We start from the raw sequence: 17,871 nt of genomic DNA, 5'->3' as shown, positions 1-17,871 counted from the left end.
CCGGGCTCGGGATGCCCCATCGATCTTCGTTAATCGATGGAGGCCATCATGCCCGAGCTCTACACCCTCGATGAGTGCCTGGACCTGTACGCCGATGCGTTCTGCATTGGCCGGCAGCGCGAGTGCCTGTTCCTCTCCCTGTGGGGGCGGGATACAGCGCTGCAGGAGCTGCTGGCCAGGCTGACGCTGCCAACGGCAGATAATGGCCTGGACACCCTGCATCTCTGCCAGGGCGACACTCGCCACGCCATGGTCTTTGGCGACATGGACCGCTACTCCCGGCGCTCCGCCCGGCTGCGCCAGACGCGCTTCGGCACCCTGGTGCACGTGTGGCTCTTCGACCAGCGCTGCATCACGCCGGATCGCGCCAACCTACACAGCATCGTCCTGCTCGACGACGAGGAGGGCGCCTGCCCGGTGGATGACCAGCTGTGGCCTAGCGTGCGGGAGCTCTGCCCGCTGCCTCTGCTGGATCACTGGCAGGGGCCGGTGATGACGCTGCTGCATGCCCAGCAGGCGGTACTGCCGGCCTCGTTCTCACAGGGGCCGATTCAGGCCTGGGAGATCTCACTCGATGAGAACGACCTGCCCCCGCGCCTCAGCGGCATGATTCGCGCCGGCGTGCTCACCCCCGAGCCCTGAGCTCTCGCTCCACCACGGTGCGGCCGTTCTGGCCGCGCCTACCATACCCAACCGACAGGAGGTGTCGCATGGCACTGATGTTTCAGCGCATCGCGCGCAACTTCGCCAGGAATGGCTACTTCCCCACGGACGAAGCGTCGCTCGAGCGGGTGCTTCAGGCGCTGAGCCCGGCAAGCGCCGGCCGGATGCGGGTGCTCGACCCCTGTGCGGGGGAGGGCGCTGCCATCGCCGAGCTTGCCCACCACCTGGGACGCGAACGCGTTCAGGCCTGTGGCGTGGAGTATCACGCCGAGCGGGCCGCCTCTATGGATGGCCTGGTGGATAGGGGCCTGCAGGGCGACCTGATGGACACGGTGATCTCACCGCGCAGCATGGGCTGCCTGTGGCTCAACCCGCCCTATGGCGACTTGCTGGCCGACCACGCCGGCTATGAGAGCTATCAGGGCAAGGGGCGCAGGCGACTCGAGAAGCTGTTCTACCAGCGCACCGTTGGCACCCTGCAATATGGGGGCGTGATGGTGCTGATCGTTCCCGACTACGCCCTGGACAAGGAGCTGACCGGCTGGCTGGTCAACCACTTCACCGAGCTGAGGGTCTTCCGCGCCGCCGTGGATGACTTTCAGCAGGTGGTGATCCTGGGCCGCCGGGTGCGACGCCGTGAGGCGCAGCGCAGCCAGGAGGCCAAGGCGATGCGCGCCCAGCTGCTGCGCGTGGGAAGCAAGGAGGTCATACCCGAGGTGATCCCGGCGGTGTGGCCCTTCGAACCCTACGCGGTGCCGGCGGCTCAGGGCGAGCTGCGCCACTTTTACCGCGTGTCGCTCGATGCCGAGCAGCTGGCCGATGAGGTCGGGAAGCTGCAGGGGCTCTGGCCCGAGGCGGGCAGCGTGTTCGGGAAGACCGGCCAGGCGCCGCGTCCCCCGGTGCGCCGGCTCTCCTCCTGGCACCTGGCCCTGTCGCTGGCGGCCGGGGCCATCTCCGGCGTAGTGACCGCGCCCAACGGCCGCTGCCTGGTGGTCAAGGGCAACACCCACAAGGATAAGGTCGCCAAGACCGAGTTCACCGAGCGGGAGGATGGCTCCATCACCGAGACCCGCGTGCTCACCGACCGCTTCGTGCCGGTGATCCGCGCCTGGGAGATGACGCCAGACTCGCCGCACTGTGGGCAGTTGCTGACCATTACCTCGACGCCGGCGGCCAATGATGGCGAGCCGGAAGAGGATGATCAGACGGCCGATGCTGAGGCAGGCGATGCCCCTGAGCCGCTCAACCGGGTCGCCGAACGTGCCGCGAGGCCGGATCCACGCCGCTTCGACGTAGGGCGCGTGGTGATGACCCGGGCCGTGAACGAGCTGGTGGAGCGGGGCGAGGTCTCGCCCATGGCGCTGCTCCGACGACACGTCACCGGCGACTGGGGTGACGTGCCTGAGGAGGATCGCCAGAGCAACGAGCAGGCCCTGATTCACGGTGACAGGCTGCTCTCGTCCTACCGGATCCGTGAGTCGCTCACGGTCTGGATCATCACCGAGGCGGATCGCAGCGCCACCACGCTGCTGCTGCCAGAGGACTACTGACCGGCGCCCTGGGCGCCATTCCCCACGGCGGGCCTTTCCAACCCGCCAGGGGAGGGGAGTGTCCGCCGTTTTCTTGTGCACAAGGAGACGGACATGAACGACATCACTCAGCTGCCGGCGCCGGCCGGCATGGCGCAGTCTGGCGAGGTCTTCGGGCCTCAGGTGGATCTCAACGCCTTTGTGGAGGAGTTTGGCGATGGCCTTTTGGCCTCGCTCAACCGCTCCCATCCCCCGGTCTATGACGGCGAGGCCAACCCTCGTCGCCAGGCCGTCATGGCGTCCCTCAAGCGGGCGCCTTTCCCCGAGCAGGCCGAGGTGGTCCAGGCCATCTCGGCGCTGCTGCTCGACCGGCACGAGCCGGCGGGCATCATCAACGCCGAGATGGGCACCGGCAAGACCATGATGGCCATCGCCACCGCGGCGGTCTGTCATGGCGAGGGCTATCGGCGATTCCTGGTGATCGCGCCGCCCCACCTGGTCTACAAGTGGCGGCGGGAGATTCTGGAGACCGTCGATCAGGCCAGGGTCTGGGTGCTGAATGGCCCGGATACCCTGGTCAAGCTGCTCAAGCTCCGTGAGGCCCTGGGCCAGCCGTCCGATGGGCGGCTGGAGTTCTTCATCCTGGGGCGTGTGCGCATGCGCATGGGCTTCCACTGGCGACCCGTCGCCGCTCGCAAGCGCGTGCCGGGCGGCGAGCTGGCGGCCTGCCCTCAGTGCGGTGGCACGGTGATCGACAGCGACAACGAAGCGGTATCGCTGTCGCAGTTTCTCCGTGAGGAGCGGCGCCACAAGTGCCGGCACTGTCACAGCCCTCTCTGGACGCTGATGCGGCCGCAGCGAGAGACGGGCAGCCTGCAACGCGACCTGGTGCTCAAGGCGCTGCGCAAGCTGCCCACCATCGGCAAGGTCTCCTCGGAGCGCCTGGTGCAGCAGTTTGGCGAGGAATTCCTGGCCACGCTGCTGGGCGACAACATCCACGAGTTCATCAACCTCATGGATGAGAACGGCGAGCTGGTGTTCTCCGACCGGCAGGCGGCCCGCATGGAGCGGGCCATGGCCACGATGGAGTTCGGCTTTGGTGAAGGCGGCTATCAGCCGACCGAGTTCATCAAGCGGCAGCTGCCGGATCACACCTTCGATCTGCTGATCGTGGACGAGGGCCATGAGTACAAGAACGCCGGATCCGCCCAGGGCCAGGCCATGGGCGTGCTGGCAGCCAAGGCGCGCAAGTCACTGCTGCTGACCGGCACCCTGATGGGCGGCTATGCCGACGACCTGTTCTACCTGCTGTTCCGCATCCTCACGCCGAAGATGCTCGAGGACGGGTATCGCCCCAACGGGCGCGGATCGATGGGCCCTGCGGCCATGTCTTTCCTGCGTGACCACGGGGTGCTGAAGGACATCTACACCGAGCGCGACGGCGATTCGCACAAGACAGCGCGCGGCAAGAAGCTGTCGGTGCGCACCGTCAAGGCCCCGGGCTTCGGCCCCAAGGGCATCATGCGCTACGTGCTGCCCTTCACCGTCTTCCTCAAGCTCAAGGACATCGGTGGCAACGTGTTGCCGCCCTACGATGAAGACTTCATCGAGGTGCCGATGGACGACGAGCAGACCTTTGCCTACCGGCGGCTCGAGGGTCAACTGACCGCCGAGCTCAGACAGGCGCTGGCACGCAAGGACACCACCCTGCTGGGTGTGGTGCTCAATGCGCTGCTGGCCTGGCCGGACTGCTGCTTCCGACCGGAGACGGTCAAGCATCCGCGCTCGGGCAGCCTGCTTGCGTTCGTGAAGAGCCTCTATGGCGAGCAGCAGCCGATGCCCAAGGAGCGCGAGCTGGTGGATATCTGCCGGCGAGAGAAGGCGGAGGGGCGCAAGGTGCTGGTCTACACGACTTACACCGGCAAGCGCGATACCAGCAGCCGACTCAAGGCGGTGCTCACCCAGGCCGGCTTCAAGGTCGCGGTGCTGCGCTCGAGCGTGGAGACCCAGCGGCGCGAGGACTGGATTGCCGATCAGGTCGACCGCGGTGTCGACTTGCTGATCACCAATCCGGACCTGGTGAAGACCGGGCTCGACCTGCTGGACTTCCCCACCATCGTCTTCATGCAGACGGGCTGGAACGTCTACACCCTGCAGCAGGCTGCCCGCCGCTCCTGGCGGATCGGCCAGCGGCAGTCGGTGAAGGTGCTCTACCTCGGCTATGCCGGATCGTCACAGATCGCCTGCCTGTCGCTGATGGCCAAGAAGATCGCCGTGGCCCAAAGCACGTCGGGAGACGTGCCCGAGTCGGGCCTGGATGCCCTCAATACGGACGGAGACTCCGTGGAGATGGCCCTGGCCAGACAACTTGTTGCATGACCTTAGCCCTCCTTCCGCACGGAAGGAGGGCTGATTGGGAGGGATCAGAATATTCTTATCCCAGGCTTGAAAGGTGTGTTATCTCCGCACTTGTAGTCTGAAGAGAGCTGTTGATATTCAGCTTAGGGGCTCGTAATGATTTAATTTTGGCAGCAAGCAGAATGGCGCTACTCTCCTTTGTATGCTGATCTCATGGAGTCAAGTCTTTTTGTAGGCTGCAAGCATAATGGCTGCGATTATAAAAAAAGAACCAAATGCGCGATTCATAAGTTTTATTCTTGATGTGGAGTTGACAAATCGCTTGAGCTGGCTAGCCAGTGCTGCATAGCAGAACATGACGATAATATCTACAGTGAGGAGCGTTCCGCCCATTAGAAAGAGCTGGGGTATATAAGATGACGTGCTGCTGTTGGATAGGAACTGGGGGAAAAGAGCGACCAGAAATACCGTGGCTTTAGGGTTGGTTAGGTTGACGAACGCAGATTGCCAGAACTGCTTCTTCTTTGTGTTCTCGCCATTATCGATGTTGCCCAAGGAGCCAGGTAATCTCCACTTCTGAACGCCTAACCAAACTAGATATGCAACTCCCATCCACTTGATAAGTGAGAAAATTGTGGTGGAAGATGCTAAGATTGCCCCAATTCCAATAGCAACTGCTAGAATCTGTATGCCATACCCAAGTTGCAAGCCCAAGATGGTTGGGAAGGCGGACTTAACACCATTATTAATTCCGCTGTTCATCGTGTTGATAGCTCCTGCCCCTGGAGATATGCTCACCAAAAACGAAGCCATTAGGAAAGTAAGCCAAACGCCAAGACTCATTACTCCCACCCTTGTAATAAAAATTCTTAAATTTTCCACTAGGATAACCTGGAGGGTGTGATTATATCAGGATTCTTGTTACAGTTTTTGGTCAGTGTTGCTGGTATCATCTATCCGTATGCATTCAGCTCGGAGATTATTGCGAGAATGGTACTGTGTCAGTTTGGCTTGCTGCACCTCTAACTTGATCTGGGAAGGTTATGAAAATCTCTCCATCACCTTGGTGAGAATCTCTCCCAATACCACTCTTTACATATAGTGATTATGTGAGGATGGGGTCGTGCTTTCCATAAGATCAGCGAGATATCCCCAGTGCGTCTTTGGATGGCCAAAGTGGCTTTCGCGAGGCTGGAAGTATCGAGCATTAATGGGTTCATGTGGTCAGGTGAAACCTATGTGCCAGTGGGAAGTCGGGATTTTGCTTAAAGTGACGATCACTTTGGATACGGCTTAGAAGGACGGTTTGCATGGTAAAATAAAGAGCCTGTCGACCATCTGCACTAACCCCATCATCTGTCCATATCCGATAAACTCAGGATTTGTTGATGACACGCCTTGCCCCCTCCCTTTCACTTGACCAGTACGCTTAAAAGCTTATCATGTTGCTCTGGCTTAGCTATGAGCAAGCTGTTCCACTCAGCGGGATTGGGGTTGCAAGAAAGGTCGGTGACCTTGCATCCTGCTTCTCGTGCAATGACGATTCCTGCTGCAATGTCCCATAGATCCAGTCGCGCGCCCTGAGACCAAAAAGCGTCAAACCGGCCGAGGCCAGTATATGCAATCTCGAGTGCAGCAGAGCCTGGGCTGCGAATCCCGGCCACGCGGGGCATCAGAGCGGAGAGTTGTCGCTGGCTTGTCGCGCAGTCGCCCTTGTCGTGATAAGGGAAGCAGGTGCCGACCAGCATCTCAGTGAGAGGGCGTGCTGGTAAAACGGGCATTCGCTGTGACCCCTGATAAGCCCCTTGGCCACGGATGGCCCAGAGCATCTCGTCCAGTAGCGGTTGATAGACCACACCGTGGGTCAGGACCTTGCCCTGGCGCACTGCAATAGAGACCGAGAAGTGAGGCACACGGTGCAGGAAGTTGTTGGTGCCGTCGAGTGGGTCGATGATTACAGTGAGGTCGCTGTCGCTGGCCGGAGTGGCGCCGGTTTCTTCGCCGAGAAAGCCCACATCGGGGTGGGCACGTCGGATGGTTTCAATGATGGCGTGTTCAGCCGCCTGGTCGTAGTGGGTCACGAAATCCGAGGCGCCCTTGCACTCAAAGTCGATGACTCCGACGTCATGGTAACCTTCGTGGAGGAGTTTACCGGCCGCCCGGGCAGCCTGCTGCAGGGTGTCGATCAGGATAGTGGTGGTCGATTTGGTCATGTTAGGGCTCCTGGAGGGGCGCGCACTACGTGCTTTGCGTAAGAACCACCCTGAGGGTGTGGTGTTGCAGGTCTATGACGCCCGGGGTGGAGCGTCGCAAGTAAGGCAGCGGGTGGCGACGCCAACCGCTGCACTTCCGCTCATCATATGATGGCGTGACGCACTCGGGCGGAGATCCACTCCGAGGCCAGCACGGTGGCGAAGATCATCACGAAGATCACGCTGACCTGGTTCCAGGCCAGGCTGTTGATGGCGGCGTTGAGCTGCAGGCCGATGCCGCCGGCGCCCACCAGCCCCAGCACCGTGGACTCGCGGATATTGATGTCCCAGCGGTAGACGCTGATGCCGGCGAAGGCGGGCATCACCTGGGGCAGTACGCCGTAGCTCATCACCTGCAGGCGGCCGGCACCGGTGGCGCTGATCGCCTCCACCGGCGTGGGGTGGATCTCCTCGATGGCCTCGTACAGCAGCTTGCCGACGAAGCCGATGGAGCGCAGGGCGATGGCGATGATCCCCGCCAGCACCCCAGGCCCCAGGATGGTGACCAGCAGCATGGCCCAGATCAGCGAGTTGATGGAGCGGGACGAGACGATGACTACCAGGGCGGCGCTGCGCAACAGCGGATGGGGGGTGGTATTGCGGGCCGCCAGAAAGGCCACCGGAAAGGCCATGGCGATGCCCAGCAGGGTGCCTAGGGTGGCGATGTTGAGGGTGTCCCACATGGGCTGCCAGAGCCGGTGGGCCACCTCCCACCGGGGTGGCAGCATGCGGCTGATGAGATCGCTGCCCTGGCGGCCGGCGTCCTCCACGAAGACCCACATGGTGTTGTCGGAGATCAGCTTCCAGCAGAGCAGGAAGAGGCAGGCGCCGGCCAGCCAGGCCAGATAGCCCAGCCACTGGGCGCGGGTGGTGCGCAGGCGCCAGGTAGGCGTGCCCTGCGGCGTCGTTGAAACGGGCATGGGGGGGTCCTATTGGGTCCAGCGGCGGATATGGCTCGAGCTGTACTCGCAGAGCAGCACGATGGCGATGATGATCAGCAGGATCGCCGCCGCGGTGTCGTACTCGTAGCGGCTGATGGAGGTGTTCAGGGTGGCGCCGATGCCGCCGGCCCCGACGATGCCGATCACCGCCGACTCCCGGAAGTTGATGTCGAGGCGATACATGGAGAGCCCGATCAGCCGCGGCATCACCTGGGGCTGCACGGCGTGGTTCATGGTCTGCCACCAGCTCGCCCCTGTGGCGCGCACCGCCTCCACCTGGCGCCAGTCCAGGTCCTCGATGTCCTCGGCCAGCAGCTTGGCCATGAAGCCGATGGTGGCGAAGGCCAGGGTGATCATACCGGCCAGGGGGCCGAAGCCGAACATCACCACGAAGAGGATGGCGATGATGATCTCTTGGAAGGTGCGCGACACCGTGATGATGCCCCGGCACAGGTAGTAGATCGGCCAGGGCGCGATGTTGCGCGCCGCCCCCAGGCCCACCGGAACGGCCAGGGCCACGCCGATCACCGTGGAGGTGAGCGTCATGGTGAGGCTTTCCAGGATGCCATCGAGGATGTCGCCGCGGCGGCTGACGAAGTCCGGCTGGGTGAAGGCGGCCAGGAAGTTCAGCCCGCGGCTGGCGCCCTCGGCGACCCGTGCCCAGTTGACGTCGATGGTGGAGAGGGCCAGCACCAGATAGACGGCCAGGCCCGCCGCCAGCCCCCAGCGCAGCCGGGGGGTCTCGATCAGCGGCAGGCGCCGCCAGCGGCCCGCCTGGGCCAGGGCCTGACGGCTCATCGGGCACCTCCGGTGGCCAATGTGAGCGGGGTGGCGGGCGCCGGGGCTGCGCTCGCGGCGGCGCTGGGTGCCTCCTCTTCCTGGACGCGGGTGTCCCACTCTTCCTCGCCATAGATGGTGGTGAGCGTCTCGGCGTCGAGCTCGCCGGGCTTGCCGTCGAAGACGATCTCGCCGGCGCGCAGTCCGACGATGCGGTCGGCGAACTGCTGGGCCAGGGCCACATCGTGGATATTGATGATGGCGGCCAGCTCCCGCTCGGCGCACAGCTCGCGGATCAGGCGCATGATCTGCCGGGAGGTCTTGGGGTCGAGGCTCGCGGTGGGCTCGTCCACCAGCAGCAGCCGGGGGCGCTGGATCAGTGCCCGGGCGATGCCCACCCGCTGGCGCTGGCCGCCGGAGAGCGCGTCGGCTCGCTTGTCCATGGCGTGGGGCAGACCCACCCGCTCCAGCAGTCGAAAGGCCTCGGCGATGTCGTCGGCGGGGTAGCGGCGCAGGAAGCTGCGCCAGAAGCCCACGTAGCCGAGCCGCCCGGAGAGCACGTTCTCCATCACCGTGAGGCGATCCACCAGGGCGTACTCCTGGAAGATCATCGCCATGGCGCGGCGCGCCCGGCGCAGGGCATTTCCGGAAAGCCGGGTCAGCTCGGTCTCCTCCAGGCGGATGCTGCCGCTGGTGGGTTCCACCAGGCGATTGACGCAGCGGATCAGGGTGCTCTTGCCGGCCCCGGAGGGGCCGATCAGCGCCATGACCTGGCCCCGCGGCAGGGTCAGGTCGATATCGGTCAGGGCGCGATCCCCGGTGGGATAGCGCTTGTTGACCTGGGAAAGCGTCAGCATGGTCAGTCTCCCTTCACGCACACGGGCCCGGAGAGCGAGGCCCTCCTGGCCCGTGCCTGGTCATGGTCGGTGGTATGAGGTGGAGGTCAGTCGCAGTCGTAGGTGACGCCGTTGGCTTCGGCGATGGTGCGGATTATCTCCCAGCGCTCAGCGTAATCGATGGGAATGAACTGGCTCTCACCATTGTTGGAAAACTCCGCCTGCAGTTGCGTGCCTTCCCAGTCGAAGCTAAAGAACGCTTCCTGGACCTTCTTCTGGAGATCAGGGTGCAAGTTATGAGTAGTGCCGTAGGGGGTCGTGGGGAATGTGGCGGAGGTGTAAATCACCTCGTAGTCATCTTCGCTGATTACTTCTCTTGCCTTCATCCTTGTGATAACAGAGTTGGCAATTGCTGCAGCCTCGTAATCTTTGTGAATTACGCCTAGAATTGAGTTTTCATGTGTGCCAGCGAAAGGGGTTTCAAAATCCACTCCAGCTTCCAGGCCGAACTCTGACTTTATAATTGCTGAGGGGGCTCTGTAACCAGAGTTTGACGTCTGAGAAGTAAAGGCGAGCTCTCTTCCGGCCAGGTCTGCTACAGAATTGATACCGCTTCCCGGGTAGGTGATGATTTCCATTTCGTAGCCGAAGCTGCCGTCCTCTCCTGCCATCATGGCGAAAGGACGGAACCCTCCACAGTTAACCGCCATAGGTACGCCGCCGGTATTAAATCCTGCTACATGAACTCGCCCGGCTCGCAGCGCCTCCTGTTGAGCAGCGTTTGACTGAACGGGGAAAAAACGAACGTCTTTCCCAGTCACTTGGCCTAGATGATCGAGAAAATCAGACCAAACATCGGCATAGACAGCAGGATCTTCGACAGGAGTGTAGGCGAAAACCAGAGTGTCAGGATCTATCCATTGGGTCTCATCTGAAGGGATATCAGCAATCATGTCGCCATCTGCATCAGAAAAACGATCAGAAAGATCGGCACTGGCTTGAAAAGAAAGCACAGAAAATATTCCAGCAAGAGCAGTGGCTGCTGTCTTTTGATATATGCTAGACATAAAGGCCTCGGTCTATAGTTGAAAAGTGATTCTTGGTTGAGGTCAGTATGCTTGCATGCTGTAGGTTGCATTTCCGTTGCATTGTTAATAAGGTTTTCTTTCACTAATTTTGCAGCATTATAAAGTCCTGGTTTGTTTGATGGGTGGAAAAAGGCGGGAAGTGAAAGATCCGGAAAAACCAAGCCTTTTCCGAAACTGTGTTGGTCAGGCTTCGGTATCCTGGGCTACATGTCGGGTCCCGTGTGATTGACCACTCGTTTGGTAAATAACTCAGGCCGCTTGGCCTGCCACTCCTTCATCGCCGTGGTCGGTGATTGATGATGCAGCGCCTTCTGAGGGATGTGGTGATTGTACAGCCAAGCGTAGCGCTTGAGCGTCTGCTCCAGGTCCTCGCCTGAGGTATACCGCCGGGTGGCCAGCACGTCGCTGATGCGGCCGTTGAACCGCTCCACCATGCCGTTCGTCTGTGGCCTTCCCGGCTTGATCAGGCGATGGTCGATACCATGGGCCTGGCACTCCTGGTCGAAGGGGTGGCGGCCGCTGGGCTTGCGCTCACCTGCCCGCGTGAAGCGATCGGTGAACGACTTGCCGTTGTCAGTGAGCACCGTCTGGATCGTGAAGGGAGCCTTCTTCTCCACGCGTTTCATGAACGCCTTGGCATCCTTGGCAGACTGGCTGTTCCTGACCTCCAGATAGACCCAGCGTGTGGCACGGTCGATGGCGACGTACAGGTAGCGTTTCTGCTCCTCGTCGGGCATCTGCGGCAGATGCTTGATGTCGATATGCACGTACCCGGGCTCGTAGTCCTTGAAGGGCTTGTGCCGGGGCTTGCCATCATCTCCGGCGTCCTGACGGGCTAGTTCTGCCAGTGTCGGCACCTCGCGGCGCTGGAGCATGCGGTGCAGGCCTGAACGAGACAGTCGAGGGTTCAGGAACTCACGTGCCACGACGAGCAGATCATCCAGGCCGAGGCGCAGGAATTCGCGAGCGGCGATCAGCACCTCCTCCTGCTCGGACGTGAGGGTGGCCAGTAGGTTGTGACGCGTGTGCGGTCGGTCATGGACATCGTCGCGGTACCGCCAGCGCCGGATGGTCGCGGGGGAGACGCCATACTGGCGGTCCAGCTCGCTATCCGTGATGCTGGCGGGTGCCGCCTGGATTTCAGCACGGATCTTCGGTGTCGTCGTGGCCTGCTTATGCAGCTTGATGTCCATGAACCTGCTCCCGAATGAATTGCTGTAGAAGCTCTCTGGCTGCCAGCAGAGGATAACTCCTATAGCTCATCTGATCATCCGGGACCCTACAGCTACACAGGAAACTGGCTCCCTCGGCCATTGATGAATGGGCCTCGCGGTGAGGTGGTGGTGCTCAAATTGAATACTCAAGGCCCCTGAAGATCGCTGTGATTCAGAACACGTCGCGAGATATCTCAGAGTCTGGACAGGATGCCCTCAATACGGACGGAGACTCCGTGGAGATGGCCCTGGCCAGACAGCTGGTCAGCTGACCGCTACCCAACCTATGCCCCCTCTTCGGAGGGGGCTTTTTTGTAAATTTCTACTTACAAACTCCACTTTGGTTGTAGGTGGTTTGGGATGTCGATTGAGATATTTCTTAACGAAAAAGCCTGAGATGTCTCCGTGCAATCATTTGAGTCTTAAATAAAATCATTCGCGCTTGGGTTGCATCCCATAGCTATTGCACCGGTGCAAGGAGTGCCCCGGGGTAAACGCCTCTCATCGCAATTAACGTTTCTTCTGGTGCCCGTCAGGGACTGCCGCTGTGATGCATGGATTGCATCCAGAGGAGCGAAAATTGCTGATTCGTAAACTACTACGCGGTCGCCGCAACGCAGCCGGCACCGACAGCGTTCGGGATGACACCGGCTGGGAGAGCCCGCGCACCGGTGCGCAGCTGCTGGCCACACCCTATCGGCAGCAGTTGCTCCGGGCAATCCAGGAAAGCACCTCGCTGACGGCGCCGGTGTTCGGGGCCTACGTCAAGGAGCCGCTGCAACGATACGCCGAGCGTGTCCAACTGCTGCCGGCTTCTGAATCCCACCATCACAGCTATCCGGGCGGGATGCTGGATCACGGCCTCGAGACCTGCGTGTTCGGTCTCCGGCTCCGACGACAGCACCTGCTTCCGCCGAAGGAGTCACCAGAACGGCAGTCCTCTACCGGGGAGCTGTGGAGCGTGGCGGTCATCTATGCCTGCCTGCTGCACGATATCGCCAAGGTCGTCGTCGATGTCGATATACACCTGAGATCTGGCCGAAGGTGGTGCCTGTGGGAGGGCACGATTCCCGACCAATACCGCGTTCGCTACCTCAAGGGGCGAGACTACTTTCTGCATGCGGCGGCCAACCCGCTCTTGTGCAAGGAAGTGATAGGCAATGCCGGGCTCGAGTGGCTGAGAAGCCAGCCGGAGCTGTTTGGGCTGGTGATGTACGCCATCAGTGGGCACGCGGAGCGCTCCGGGGTGATCGGGGAAATCGTCAGCCAGGCCGACAGGGCCAGCGTCGCCAAGTCGCTGGGCGGCAAGGTCTCGAATATCGACAAGGCGCCCAGGGAATCTCTACAGAGCAAGCTCAAGGGCGCCATCCGCCATATCGTCACAGAAAAGATCCGCCTGAATGAAAAAGGCGCTCAGGGGTTTGTCACCGCTGAGGCGCTGTGGCTGGTGACGCCGCTGGTACCCCGAGAGATCAAGAGCTACCTCCTTTCCCATGGTATCGAAGGCGTGCCATCCAACGAGTCGCGCCTCTATGACGAAATGCAGTCCCATGGCCTGATCATGGAGAATCCGGACGGACGGTCGGTCTGGAAGTGCAGCGTCGAGGTGGGAGAGTGGCGGACCGAACTCTTCATGCTCAAGGTTCACAAATCCCTCGTTTGGAGCGGCGATGAAGAGCCAGAGGTTTTTTCGGGGAGTGTCGGGGCCATTGACGTTGGTGAGAGTTGTGAAGGTTGTCAGCTAGCTAGGCAACAGCGTAAAGATCAGGAACAAGGTGATAAGCCTGCGATTCCAGAAACTTTGGAAAGCCAGGATGATCTGGAAGCCTCCATCCTTGATATCGTCACAGGTGGCGATGAGAAAGCAGCGCCAGATATGGAGCGGCAGCCAAGTCGTAATCCTGATGAAGGTGCAGAGAAACTTGCGGGCCAGGCATCGCCCGGACAGTCATCATCTGGGGAAGAGTTTCTCGCCTGGTTGCGAGGCGGGTTGAAAAATCACAAGGTATTGATGAACGACTCCAAGGCCCTAGTGCATGCCGTGGATGGAATGCTGCTGGTGGTCAGTCCCAAGGTATTCAAGCGCTATTGTCAGGAGGTGAGCGGAGAAGAGAAAGGCTGGAAAGAAGTTCAGGATTCATTCCAGAAGCTGAAGCTTCACAAGAAAAACAAGGATGGCGGAAGTTTTCACAAGGTAAAGGTGGTCGGTCCAAACAAGAAGTCGAGCACGCTTTCTGGGTATCTTGTGGGTAAGGATGACCTGATGGAGGAGGGTAAGGAGGTTTTTGATAACCCCTTTATTGACCTGATTGATGGGAAGCCTGAAGAATGAAAACATTTACCTTTGACGACTTGATTCAATCCTATTTTTCTGAGCGCTGGCTGACCGAAAGAAGCCGTATTTCCTATAGCGTTCCGGTGAAGCTATTCCGCAGGTTCGTGGGCAAGGATAAGCTGCCCGCGGAAGTGACTCGTGATGATGTCAGGGAGTGGAGGGGGTTTTGCTTCTCGGAGGAGGGGAGAAATCTCGCGCACTCAAGCTGGAATAACTACTGTCGGCACAACCGAATCCTCTTCAAACATGCGATTGATCATGCCTTGATCGATACCTCCTTCAACCCTTTTGCCAAGATGGAGGTCAGCTCTCCCAGGAAGCGAAAGAAGACACTGAGCAAGCGGCAGGTCGAAATGGCGCGTGAAGCCATCAGCCTATATAAAAAGATGGAGCTCTACCGAAAAAAACCTTCGATACTCCACCCTGTCTGGTTCTGGGAGGTCGTGTTCGAGACTTTTTACCATACGGGCATCCGTCTGACTCAGCTGTTGCTGATGAAGCCAGAGGATATCAACCTTAGAAGTCGCGTACTCACCGCTACCTGGCAGGGGGCCAAGAACAACCGCGAACACTTTGTACCCATCTCCAATGCTCTCTACCCGCACCTGGAAAACTTGATGAACTCGGCCAAGATGGTGGGTATCCAGCGTGGCGAGCAGCTTTTCAATGTGAACCGATTCAGCGTTCGGCACCGAATGGAGACGATGGACTCCTGGCAGGTGGAAAGCTTCTATCAGAAGCTCTCTCAGATTTGCGGCTACCAGATGAGTCCGCACCGATTCCGCCATACCTTGGGCACTGAGCTGATGAAAGAGCCGGACCGCAACCTGCACATCGTCAAGGCGCTGCTCGGCCACAGTAATATCAGCACGACGCTGGAGTACGTCGAGGTCGATATCGGCAGCCTGCGCAGCGCCATTGAGGGGCGCCTTTAAATTCGGGCGCCCTCTGGCAAACCCGGTCACGACCCAGGCGGTGCCGGGCTGATGAGTCAGCCCGGCACCGCTTTTTGCTTCTCTCGAGAGCCCTTCTGCGCCTATCGGCCTGCCTTAGACGATTGTCTGAATTAGCCCGCCCTGATGCAGGTTGACACTTGCAGCCTCATCCTCTTTAATAGCTACTCGATGATGCCGTGTGATGCTGGTGATAATTCCTGATTCGCAGGCTGTCCCTATACGCATTTCACGAAGCCTTACGCTAGGCGTAATGCACTGATTTTTAACGGTTTCTGGTGGTGTGACTTGTAATCAGTAGGTCGCGGGTTCGACTCCTGCTGCCGGCACCACTTCAAACTCTTCAAAATCAGCACCTTGCGAGAGAGAAGTGGAAGCCCTCCTTAATTGTGGTGTGGCTCAAGCCGTCTTCGTGAAATAGCTACAGATCATCAGCCTCACACTTGATTCCATCTGGAACCGAGGTGAGGTTATGCGTGTTGTTTCCGTTGTTTCGACCAAGGGCGGCGTCGGTAAGACCACCGTCACTGCCAATCTGGGTGGCCTGTTGGCCGATGCGGGCCTCAAGGTCCTGTTCATCGACTTGGACAGCCAGCCGACTCTCTCCAGCTACTACCCCCTCCGCACCGAAGCCCCCGGCGGCACCTACGAGCTGATCGCGCTCAGCGATACCGCTCCTGCCCATGTCATATCGCATACCGCCCATCCCCACCTGGATGTGGTGATCTCCAACGATCACGCCGGCCAGCTCCCTCAGCTGCTGCTCAACGCGCCGGATGGCCGCTTCCGTCTCGCCTAGCTGCTCTCCAGGCTGTCGGGCTATGACCTGATCCTGATTGATACCCAGGGCGCACGCTCCATCACCCTGGAGATGGCCGTCCTGGCCTCCGATCATGCCCTCTCACCCATCACCCCCGAGCTGCTCTCCGCCCGCGAGTTCGTGCGAGGCACCGTCGGCCTGCTGCGCGATCTCGAAGCGCTTAGCCAGTTCACCCACCTCTCCGTTCCCCCCGTTTCCGTCCTGGTTAACCGTCTGGATGAGACCGCCGATGCGCGGGGCATCCACCAGACGCTGGCGGAGATGTTCGCCGCCGGCGAGCAGGGCGTCAGCGTGATGCAAAGCACCATCCGTGCCGGTGTGGCCTTCCGACAGGCCGCCAGCGCGGGCCTTCCCGCGCATCAGTTCGAACCGCGACGGCCCGCCGGCCGCAAGTCGCCTGCCGCCGCCGACCAGGTCAAGGCGATGGCCTGTGAGCTCAACCCCGAGTGGCAGCCGTTGATCGACGCCATGGTCTGCACCACCGCCATGCAGGGGGGCTGCCACGATGAGTGCCATTGAGAACCTGGCCGAACTTCGGGTGGCCGAAGAGCGTCCGGAGGCCGGCTACCTGCCGCCGCATAGTCTGGAGGCGGAGCAGTCGGTGCTGGGCGGTCTGCTGCTGGATAACGCCATGTGGGATGAGGTTGCCGACCGCCTGGCACCGGCGATGTTCTACCAGCAGGCCCATCGCCTGGTGTTTCAGGCGATTCAAGGGCTGGCGGAGCGCGACCAGCCAATGGATGTCGTGACGGTGTCCGAGGCGCTGGAAGAAGCGCGTCAGCTTGAACAGGTGGGAGGTCTCGCCTTCCTGGCGGAGCTGGCACGCAATACGCCCAGTGCGGCCAATGTCGAGGCCTATGCTGAGATCGTGCGGGACCGCCATGCCCTGCGGCAGCTGATCCATACCTGCTTCACCCTGAACCAGCAGGCCCTGATGGCTCAGGGCCGTTCGGCCACCGAGCTGATCGAGGAGGCCGAGCAGAAGCTCTTTGCCCTGACGGAAGAGAGGAATGAGCAGCTGAGCTCCATGAAGGAGATGCTCGGTGAGGCCATCAACGTCATCGACCGGGCCTTCAATGCACAGGGTGGGGTGACGGGCATCCCGAGCGGCCTAAGCGAGCTGGACGCCATGACTGCGGGCTGGCAGCCAGGGGATCTGATCATCCTGGCCGGCCGCCCCTCCATGGGCAAGACCGCCATGGGGCTCGGTTTCGCGGAGCATGCCCTGACGGCAGAGGACGTTGCCGGCCCGGTCTTCATTTTCTCCCTGGAGATGCCGGAAGCGCAGCTGATGCTCCGGCTGATTGCCAGCCTCGGCAATGTCTCTCTGCAGAAGCTGCGGACCGGAAAGATGGATGATGACGACTGGCCGAAGGTTACCGCCGCGGTGAATCGTCTAACCCAACTGGAGGGCAGGCTGCTCATCGACGATGCCTCTGGCATCTCTGCCTCGGGTTTGAAGTATAGAGCGACAATCAAGATGAGAGTCACGCGACAATCAAGATGAGAAAGCCGAGACCTTCGGTTGTCGACGTCGGGAGGGCGTAGCCCGAGCGACGTCGACGAGGGAAGGACGGCGGGATCCCCTTCGGGAACCCCGCCGGGTGATCGCGGCCGACCCGGCATAGAGTGGTCTTCTCGACAAAGAGGAGCACCCCGTGCCGGGACGACACATCACCGATCACCAAGTGAGGCTTTACATCTGAGAAGGTGTTTACAAATTTAAGTGGTGCTGGTCAATCGCTTCAAAAGTTGCCTACCTGATGCCAGCTAAACCCATGCCTCAGATACATCAGTGAGGCGATCATGGTGCATGATCAGCCGCCGAGACTTTTCTATCCAAGAAAAGGTTCTCTCGACTACCCACCGTTTGGGTTGAACTACAAAACCATGCATATTCGTAGGTTGGGTGAAGAGGTCTTCTTGCTCAGGAGGACACCAGCTCCCTACTTTTCCACTCCTAGTACTACAGCCGTAACTACTGCTGTGATCGTTCATGCGTTGCCATCTGGGCTTGCTGCTGACGACAGTGGCACTGCCAAGCCCGGTACTGGTGTTTTCGTCGCCAGTCCGACCAATGAAGCACATGGGACAAGGCCTGATGT

General features: G+C 60.4%; 15 protein-coding genes and 1 pseudogene. 8 read left to right on the top strand and 8 right to left on the bottom strand.

All coding sequences use genetic code 11. The features are described from left to right. Positions 1-48: 48 nt before the first annotated feature. From DFO68_RS13805 to DFO68_RS13795, 3 genes are all read left to right on the top strand, one after another. Positions 49-642 (top strand): hypothetical protein, encoded by a 594-nt coding sequence (locus DFO68_RS13805; RefSeq protein WP_208107434.1) that lies wholly within the window; start codon positions 49-51, stop codon positions 640-642. A gap of 17 nt (positions 643-659) precedes the next feature. Further along, a complete protein-coding gene (locus DFO68_RS13800) occupies positions 660-2,213 on the top strand; it encodes a DUF6094 domain-containing protein (RefSeq protein WP_432206848.1) in 1,554 nt (517 codons plus the stop codon). Positions 2,214-2,306: 93 nt separating this feature from the next. Further along, complete coding sequence (locus DFO68_RS13795; protein WP_133484213.1) at positions 2,307-4,571, top strand: DEAD/DEAH box helicase; 2,265 nt, start codon at positions 2,307-2,309, stop codon at positions 4,569-4,571. A gap of 198 nt (positions 4,572-4,769) precedes the next feature. Here the strand turns inward: DFO68_RS13795 and rhtB are convergent, their stop codons facing one another. From rhtB to DFO68_RS13760, 7 genes are all read right to left on the bottom strand, one after another. Further along, the gene (rhtB, locus tag DFO68_RS13790; RefSeq protein WP_243726521.1) at positions 4,770-5,432 is read right to left on the bottom strand and encodes a homoserine/homoserine lactone efflux protein; all 663 of its coding nucleotides are present in this window, start codon (positions 5,430-5,432) and stop codon (positions 4,770-4,772) included. A 530-nt stretch (positions 5,433-5,962) separates the two neighbouring features. Then, positions 5,963-6,763 (bottom strand): inositol monophosphatase family protein, encoded by an 801-nt coding sequence (locus DFO68_RS13785; RefSeq protein WP_133484212.1) that lies wholly within the window; start codon positions 6,761-6,763, stop codon positions 5,963-5,965. A 143-nt stretch (positions 6,764-6,906) separates the two neighbouring features. Then, complete coding sequence (gene phnE / locus DFO68_RS13780; protein WP_133484211.1) at positions 6,907-7,722, bottom strand: phosphonate ABC transporter, permease protein PhnE; 816 nt, start codon at positions 7,720-7,722, stop codon at positions 6,907-6,909. A gap of 9 nt (positions 7,723-7,731) precedes the next feature. Next, positions 7,732-8,541, bottom strand: a complete 810-nt coding sequence (gene phnE, locus DFO68_RS13775) for a phosphonate ABC transporter, permease protein PhnE (protein ID WP_133484210.1) — start codon at positions 8,539-8,541, stop codon at positions 7,732-7,734. After that, the gene (phnC, locus tag DFO68_RS13770) at positions 8,538-9,377 is read right to left on the bottom strand and encodes a phosphonate ABC transporter ATP-binding protein (RefSeq protein ID WP_133484209.1); all 840 of its coding nucleotides are present in this window, start codon (positions 9,375-9,377) and stop codon (positions 8,538-8,540) included. Before phnC ends, phnE (DFO68_RS13775) begins: the two co-directional genes overlap by 4 nt. An 86-nt stretch (positions 9,378-9,463) precedes the next feature. After that, complete coding sequence (gene phnD / locus DFO68_RS13765) at positions 9,464-10,423, bottom strand: phosphate/phosphite/phosphonate ABC transporter substrate-binding protein (RefSeq protein WP_133484208.1); 960 nt, start codon at positions 10,421-10,423, stop codon at positions 9,464-9,466. 224 nt (positions 10,424-10,647) lie between these two features. Then, complete coding sequence (locus DFO68_RS13760; RefSeq protein ID WP_133484207.1) at positions 10,648-11,637, bottom strand: IS481 family transposase; 990 nt, start codon at positions 11,635-11,637, stop codon at positions 10,648-10,650. Positions 11,638-12,238: 601 nt separating this feature from the next. Here DFO68_RS13760 and mobH point away from each other — a divergent pair. From mobH to DFO68_RS13740, 5 genes are all read left to right on the top strand, one after another. Next, positions 12,239-13,990 (top strand): MobH family relaxase, encoded by a 1,752-nt coding sequence (mobH, locus tag DFO68_RS13755; RefSeq protein ID WP_166637581.1) that lies wholly within the window; start codon positions 12,239-12,241, stop codon positions 13,988-13,990. After that, complete coding sequence (locus DFO68_RS13750; protein ID WP_133484205.1) at positions 13,987-14,928, top strand: tyrosine-type recombinase/integrase; 942 nt, start codon at positions 13,987-13,989, stop codon at positions 14,926-14,928. Before mobH ends, DFO68_RS13750 begins: the two co-directional genes overlap by 4 nt. 490 nt (positions 14,929-15,418) lie before the next feature. Continuing rightward, the gene (locus DFO68_RS15850) at positions 15,419-15,745 is read left to right on the top strand and encodes a ParA family protein (RefSeq protein ID WP_243726520.1); all 327 of its coding nucleotides are present in this window, start codon (positions 15,419-15,421) and stop codon (positions 15,743-15,745) included. 72 nt (positions 15,746-15,817) lie between these two features. Then, positions 15,818-16,285 (top strand): hypothetical protein, encoded by a 468-nt coding sequence (locus tag DFO68_RS15845; protein ID WP_243726519.1) that lies wholly within the window; start codon positions 15,818-15,820, stop codon positions 16,283-16,285. Continuing rightward, complete coding sequence (locus DFO68_RS13740) at positions 16,272-17,273, top strand: replicative DNA helicase (protein WP_133484204.1); 1,002 nt, start codon at positions 16,272-16,274, stop codon at positions 17,271-17,273. The genes DFO68_RS15845 and DFO68_RS13740 overlap by 14 nt, the downstream gene beginning before the upstream one ends. A 263-nt stretch (positions 17,274-17,536) precedes the next feature. Here DFO68_RS13740 and DFO68_RS13735 read toward each other — a convergent pair. Next, positions 17,537-17,719 (bottom strand): annotated as a pseudogene (locus DFO68_RS13735) (IS5/IS1182 family transposase); the annotation flags it as partial. Positions 17,720-17,871: the final 152 nt, after the last annotated feature.

It is taken from the genome of Halomonas ventosae (assembly GCF_004361885.1).
GTDB classification, from domain to species: domain Bacteria; phylum Pseudomonadota; class Gammaproteobacteria; order Pseudomonadales; family Halomonadaceae; genus Halomonas; species Halomonas ventosae_C.
The sequence above is the reverse complement of the archived record's forward strand: the minus strand, read 5'-3'. Positions and strand labels throughout refer to the sequence as shown.

Coding starts and splice junctions, on each gene's coding strand:
- DFO68_RS13805 (WP_208107434.1), top strand. CDS start 49: ATGCCCGAGCTCTACACCCTCGATGAGTGCCTGGACCTGTACGCCGAT.
- DFO68_RS13795 (WP_133484213.1), top strand. CDS start 2,307: ATGAACGACATCACTCAGCTGCCGGCGCCGGCCGGCATGGCGCAGTCT.
- DFO68_RS13785 (WP_133484212.1), bottom strand. CDS start 6,763: ATGACCAAATCGACCACCACTATCCTGATCGACACCCTGCAGCAGGCT.
- phnE (WP_133484211.1), bottom strand. CDS start 7,722: ATGCCCGTTTCAACGACGCCGCAGGGCACGCCTACCTGGCGCCTGCGC.
- phnE (WP_133484210.1), bottom strand. CDS start 8,541: ATGAGCCGTCAGGCCCTGGCCCAGGCGGGCCGCTGGCGGCGCCTGCCG.
- phnC (WP_133484209.1), bottom strand. CDS start 9,377: ATGCTGACGCTTTCCCAGGTCAACAAGCGCTATCCCACCGGGGATCGC.
- phnD (WP_133484208.1), bottom strand. CDS start 10,423: ATGTCTAGCATATATCAAAAGACAGCAGCCACTGCTCTTGCTGGAATA.
- DFO68_RS13760 (WP_133484207.1), bottom strand. CDS start 11,637: ATGGACATCAAGCTGCATAAGCAGGCCACGACGACACCGAAGATCCGT.
- DFO68_RS13750 (WP_133484205.1), top strand. CDS start 13,987: ATGAAAACATTTACCTTTGACGACTTGATTCAATCCTATTTTTCTGAG.
- DFO68_RS15850 (WP_243726520.1), top strand. CDS start 15,419: ATGCGTGTTGTTTCCGTTGTTTCGACCAAGGGCGGCGTCGGTAAGACC.
- DFO68_RS15845 (WP_243726519.1), top strand. CDS start 15,818: ATGGCCGTCCTGGCCTCCGATCATGCCCTCTCACCCATCACCCCCGAG.
- DFO68_RS13740 (WP_133484204.1), top strand. CDS start 16,272: ATGAGTGCCATTGAGAACCTGGCCGAACTTCGGGTGGCCGAAGAGCGT.